The sequence below is a fragment of the Endozoicomonas sp. genome (genome assembly GCF_051008435.1).
Taxonomy (GTDB): domain Bacteria; phylum Pseudomonadota; class Gammaproteobacteria; order Pseudomonadales; family Endozoicomonadaceae; genus Endozoicomonas_A.
On record NZ_JBPCXO010000445.1, the window covers coordinates 1 to 5,677 of the forward strand.

The 5,677-nt window shown below is 49.1% G+C and carries 7 protein-coding genes; 6 read left to right on the forward strand and 1 reads right to left on the reverse strand.

The features are described 5' to 3' along the window. The first annotated feature begins 156 nt into the window (after positions 1-156). The 6 genes from ACR2PX_RS22140 (at position 157) to ACR2PX_RS22165 (ending at position 4,310) form a co-directional block, all read left to right on the forward strand. Positions 157-510 carry a molybdopterin dinucleotide binding domain-containing protein gene (locus ACR2PX_RS22140; protein WP_434001529.1) on the forward strand — a complete coding sequence of 118 codons (354 nt, stop codon included), beginning with the start codon at positions 157-159 and terminating at the stop codon, positions 508-510. 14 nt (positions 511-524) lie between these two features. After that, on the forward strand, positions 525-1,145 hold the full coding sequence (locus ACR2PX_RS22145; RefSeq protein ID WP_434001530.1) for a DMSO/selenate family reductase complex B subunit: 621 nt from the start codon (positions 525-527) through the stop codon (positions 1,143-1,145). Positions 1,146-1,147: 2 nt separating this feature from the next. After that, on the forward strand, positions 1,148-1,993 hold the full coding sequence (locus ACR2PX_RS22150) for a dimethyl sulfoxide reductase anchor subunit family protein (protein ID WP_434001531.1): 846 nt from the start codon (positions 1,148-1,150) through the stop codon (positions 1,991-1,993). 73 nt (positions 1,994-2,066) lie between these two features. Then, entirely contained in the window at positions 2,067-2,726 is a 660-nt protein-coding gene (locus tag ACR2PX_RS22155; protein ID WP_434001532.1) for a TorD/DmsD family molecular chaperone, read from the forward strand. After that, a complete protein-coding gene (locus tag ACR2PX_RS22160) occupies positions 2,723-3,250 on the forward strand; it encodes a 4Fe-4S dicluster domain-containing protein (protein WP_434001533.1) in 528 nt (175 codons plus the stop codon). Before ACR2PX_RS22155 ends, ACR2PX_RS22160 begins: the two co-directional genes overlap by 4 nt. Positions 3,251-3,356: 106 nt before the next feature. Beyond that, the gene (locus ACR2PX_RS22165; protein ID WP_434001534.1) at positions 3,357-4,310 is read left to right on the forward strand and encodes an AEC family transporter; all 954 of its coding nucleotides are present in this window, start codon (positions 3,357-3,359) and stop codon (positions 4,308-4,310) included. Between the two features lie 14 nt (positions 4,311-4,324). Here the strand turns inward: ACR2PX_RS22165 and ACR2PX_RS22170 are convergent, their stop codons facing one another. Continuing rightward, the gene (locus ACR2PX_RS22170) at positions 4,325-5,521 is read right to left on the reverse strand and encodes a hypothetical protein (protein ID WP_434001535.1); all 1,197 of its coding nucleotides are present in this window, start codon (positions 5,519-5,521) and stop codon (positions 4,325-4,327) included. Positions 5,522-5,677 lie beyond the last annotated feature (156 nt).

The following is a 5,677-nucleotide window of genomic DNA, read 5'->3' on the forward strand; positions in this document are numbered from 1 at the left end:
GGCTCTATCCTTTGCTGTTCTCGGGATCAAAGTCAGTAAGGATAGACAAAAGAAAATGACGGGTATTTCCCATAGGTTGGAGGGCTGCACTGGGCAAAAAGTCGCCGCGAAGCGGCCTACCTTGATCCGCTGACCAGCAAGTATCCACTGCAGCTGGTGGGTTTCCATACCAAGGGGCGCGTGCACTCTACCTATCACAATATTCCTGAGCTCAGAGAAGCGGTGATGGACGGTGTCTGGATTAATCCGATGGATGCCAAAGCGAGAGGAATTGAAAACGGTGATTCGGTGAAAATCTGGAATGACCGTGGTGAGACCCGGGTATTGGCCAAGGTGACACCACGGATCATGCCCGGAGTTATGGCGCTGGGCGAAGGAGCCTGGTACAAGCCGGACAGAAAAGGGGTTGATCATGGGGGCGCGATTAATACGCTGACTTCTCATCGCAACACGCCCTTATCCAAAGGTAATCCACAGCACACCAATCTGGTTGAAATCGCCAGGGTCTGAAGGAGCAATAATTCATGACTCAATACGGATTCTATGTCGATACCAGTAAGTGTACCGGCTGTAAAACCTGTCAATTGTCGTGCAAAGACGACAACACTCTGCCAGTCGGTGTTAACTGGCGCAGGGTCTACGAATACGGTGGGGGTGACTGGGTACATCACGAAGACGGTACCTTCTCCAATGACGTGTTCACTTACTACATGTCCATCAGCTGTAACCATTGTGCTCAACCTGCATGCACCAAGGCCTGTCCGACAGGCGCTATGCATAAGCGGGAACAGGATGGTCTGGTGGTGGTTGATGGCGATGTATGCGTCGGCTGTCGTTACTGTGAAATGGCCTGTCCATACGGTGCACCCCAGTACAGTGAAGAGAAAAAGCGCATGACCAAGTGCGATGGCTGCTATGACCGGGTAGAGCAGGGAAAAATGCCAATTTGTGTCGATTCCTGCCCACTCAGGGCCCTGGAGTTCGGGCCTATTGGCGAGTTACGTGAAAAGTATGGTCACAGGGCAGACGTTGCCCCTTTACCCGATCCGTCGCTGACCAACCCTTCATTGATTATTGGTACCTGCCGCAACAGTCGTCTAAGCGGTGATACCACTGGCGCCATTCAGAACCCGACAGAGGTGTAGAGATGCACGAATTACCACTCGTATTTCTTACTGTTCTGGCTCAGGGAGCGGTAGGGATTTTTATTTGTCTGGGACTGGTTGAGCTACTGGCTAAGCCGGGTGAGAAAGCCATGACCCGGGCGTTCATTGCTTCACTGGTATTATTGGGTGTGGCTTCTGTGGCATCGGTTACTCACCTTGGGCAGCCATTCAGGATGTTCAATGTGATGTTTGGTCTGGAGCATCAGTCAGCCCTGAGTCTTGAAATCGTAGCTCTCAGTTTGTTTGGCGGTACTGCAGCGGCTTATACCGGTATGCGGCTGTTTAATCTGATGCCTGGATTACGCAAACTGGTTTTACCGGTCGCCATGCTGTCAGGGCTGGTGTTTATCCTGGCGTTCACCAATGTGTATACGCTGAAGACCGTGCCTACCTGGAACAGTGGCTGGACCTTCTTCCAGTTTCTGATGACAGCGGCTGTGATCGGACCGGTTGGTGCAGCGGCATTGTTGCGCTGGCAATCCGCAGCAGCAGGCCGGGTGCAGATGACTGCAGACAAAGCTCTGGCTACTGCCGGTTTAATGGCTCTGATTGTGTCTGTTACCGGTTATACCGGTTACCTGTTCTGGCTGGGACAACTGACTGTGCATGCCAACCCACTGGCTGTAATGGATTACCACCCGGTTATGGCAATGGTTCGTATTGCCCTGCTGATGACGGGTTTAATATCCTCTGCAGTATCAAGCATGCGTGGCAATCACAAAGCCACCGGGGTAGGGGCTATCTGCTTCCTTATGGTGGTGGCTGCTGAACTGATGGGACGTATTTTCTTCTACGATATCTTTATCAGTGCCAGCGCTGGTATGTGAGTAGTCAACGACTACTGTTAGATAATGGGCAGTCAGAGCATTCTGGCTGCCGATTTCAGAGGACTATTTCCCTATGGCTGACCCGCAGATTCAGCAACTGGCCGGACTGCACATTGCCAGTCAGTTCTTTTATCGTTTTTTTCATCAGTCACCGGATTCGCTCTGGATTGAAAGTCTGAAGCAGGAATCATTACTGCAACACTGGCCATTAGATCTTGCTCCTGCTGATCAGCATGTGCTGTCTGAAATGCATCACTCTCTTGAGACTGATCTCAATCGTCTTTCCCATGATTATTCCGATCTGTTTGTCGGGCCGGACAAACTTCTGGCGGCACCCTGGGCATCGGTTTATCTGACCGAAGAACAGATCAACTGTGGCCAGCCGACGCAATGGGTGAAAGCGTTTTATCGTGAGTTTGGTATTGAGATTGATACCGGAGAAACAGAGCCAGAAGATCATATCGGATTGATGTTTGCCTTTATGGCCCATCTCACTCAGGAAGCTCTGACCGCAGCTGAGGCTAATGATCAAAGCATTGAGCCTTGGATATCAGGGTGCCGGGCTTTTCTTGAGAACCACATGCTGACCTGGGCTCCCCGGTTTCTGGAATGGGTTCAAGAACAGGCAAAAACCGATTTTTACAAGGATGGAAGCCGACTGTGCCAGCTAACGCTGCAACAGTTTGCTGATTTCACGGATGCAGAGTACAAGATTGTCAGGCTGTTTCGATGAGAGCTGAATTAGTTCAATCGCCATCCCGCAGGGCATTTCTCAAGCGCTTCAGTCAGCCAGCAGAAGTGTCCTTGCCTGAGTCCCATTATCCCCGGCCTCCATGGGCCAGGGATAATGCTGTATTTCTTTCTCTGTGTACTCGTTGTGAGCAGTGTATTGATGCCTGCCCTCAGAAGGTTTTACGGAAATCCGATGAATTGGATCCTGTGTTGCAGGGTCTGCCTATCCAGACTCTGGATTACGGAAGCTGTGATTCTTGCGGTCGATGTGAAAAGGCTTGTGACACAGGCGCTCTCTCCTTTAAGGAGGGGATTAGAGTTCAGGCTGTAGCGTTGATCAACGATCATTGTGAGTCCGGTTATGGACAACCCTGTAGTCTTTGCATTGAATCCTGCGCCGCAGGAGCGCTTTCGGTTCAACTGAAAAAGAAGGCCCAGGTTGATACTGAATTATGCACAGGTTGTGGTGAGTGCGCCTTAGATTGCCATAGTCGTGCAATTTCATTGGTCAGGAAGCATCAATAATCGGTTTATGATGAGCTTTACCCGGGATAGTCAGATCCTCGATTGGTAGAACTCAGGCATATGTTTTAGGATGGCTGGGTTTGGCTGTCTAAAAAGAAGTAAGGCTATGCTCCTGGAAACGTTGTTGTTCACTGCTGAAGTTACCCTTCCGGTTTGTGTCATGCTGTTGGCAGGCATTCTTTTCAAGAAAAAGGGGGTGATTGACGACCACTTTATCAGCGTTTCTTCCCGTCTTGTTTTCAACTTCGCCCTGCCTGCCGTAATATTTTTGAGCCTTTCTAATCTGGACCGTTCTGCCGGGCTTGATCCTATGCTGATTGGGTTGGCATTTTCTGGTTCTCTGGCCGGTTTTCTATTGGCCTGGGTTGTGTCTCTGAGGGTGACAGAGAAGAGAGAGGATCGGGGCGTCTTTATACAGGGCGCAGCCAGAGGGAATCTGGCTATTATTGGCCTGGCGCTGGTGGCCAATATGTATGGTGATCCCGGTGTGGCGCTGATGTCTTTGATGATGGCTTTTATTATACCGCTGTTCAATGTCTGCTCAGTGGTGGTGCTTGGGATTTATTCACAACAGTCCGGGGCGTCTCTCAGTGTTCGGGGAATGATCTTGGATTTGGTCAGGAATCCCTTGATTATTGCGGTTGTGCTTGGTGTTCTGGTCAGCCTCAGTGGTGTGGGCATCCCGTTAGTTGTAGACAAAGTAGGTCGTTACTTCGCCCAGATTTCTCTGCCTCTTGCGCTTCTGGGTATAGGGGGTACGTTGAGTATCCAGGCTCTGAAAGAGACCAGTCTGGCATCTCTGTGGGCTTCACTGCTTAAGGTGGTATGGTTGCCACTGATTGTGGTTCCTCTGGCTTGGGGAATGGGTTATGACGGAATGGAGCTGAGTGTGATTTTTCTGCTGTTTTCCTGTCCCACCGCTGTCGCCAGTTTTGTCATGGCGAAAGCCTTTAATGGCAACGCTCCTTTGGCGGCTAATATCATTGTACTGACGACATTGGGTTCTTTGCCCGTTGTCAGTGTGGGTATTTTCTTTATGAGATCTGTCGGGGTGGTCTGACTACTCTGGTCTGTTTATTTCTCCTCCCTGGCCTTTATCCCATCACGATAATTGGCCAGCTGGCTGGCCCAGATTTTAATCGTTGTGTTCAGAGAATTGAGGCTGTTGCAGGCAGATTGATCTGTTCTTTCACCTTTGAATTCAGTCAAGTCTTCCATGCCGAAAGTCTTGAGGGTCTTCATCAGTTTGTTGCATGAGATTTCGAACCGTTTACTTTGTACAGCCTGCTCTCTGAATTCACTATAGAACTCGTCTCGTTTGTCAGACGCTTCAGACATTCTGTCACGTCCTGTTTCCAGCGTTTTTGCCAAGCTTTTGTTTACTTGTTTTACTATAGGTCTAGCCAGCGTATTGACTCCAGGTGTTCTAAGTAATTTTTTATGATCGACGACAAAGTCATGTAAATGAGTCTGGAGCTTTGAGTCTTTTGAATGCTTTTCCTGTTCTTTTAAATATTTTTGTGATTTGTCTCTCAGGCCTTTCTCATGAGGAAGAACAGACCCTCTTTCCATAAAGGCTTTGGCGTCCTGCTTGAAGTCTTTCCAGGCTGATTTTAGTGCTTCAAACTCTTTAAAGTGTTGTTCCATGACTTGAACTGCAGGGATTTTAAAAGCAGGCATGAACTTAGACAGTACGTCCTGGGGGGTGTAATCGCCAACGTGGATCAGTTTTCCTTCTAATGCGTTAATTCCCCGAAAAGCGACTTCGTGCAGAGCTTTCTGCTTTTCAGGACTTAATACAGGAGCTTCCATAATACCGGCTGTATGCAATGATGTACTGGACCGGGAATATCGTCCAAGGTGCTTGGACGTTGTGCGTGAGGCTCCCCCTCGCTCGAAGTTAGGGTTCAGTCGATTACCGGCGCTTTTGGGCCTGACACTTTTCTGGTGAACTTTTTCCCTGACCCCCCCATCGGTTTGTTCATCTCCTGATGAGTCGCTTTTGTTCAGATCTTCGGCTGAGCGCGTCATTCGATCAGGCAGCTTTTTCTTGAGAGCATCGGGTGTTCCAGGCATTGAACCAGACTGAGACAAACTTTCTTCCTTGATATTTTCAAGGTTGGGCGTTGCAGAATGGGTTCTGCGATGTTTGAAGTGGCCTTCAGGCTTGGGTGTGTTTTCCTCTGTATCACTGTCTTCAACCTTGATTTCAGGCATGGACTGCGTACTGATAGTAGAGCCTGTAGAAGAAGTAGAGTCTGAACGATCCATCGTTGTAATTCCTGCTGGGTCATACTTTCAGTCTAGGAGCCTGTCGGACTTATGCTTTCGAGCATAAATTTCAGTAGAACGAGTCGAATTATTCGATGGATTCGTGAGAATAGTTGACCTATTTAATCGAATTCATCGAATAATTGGGCCGTTCTT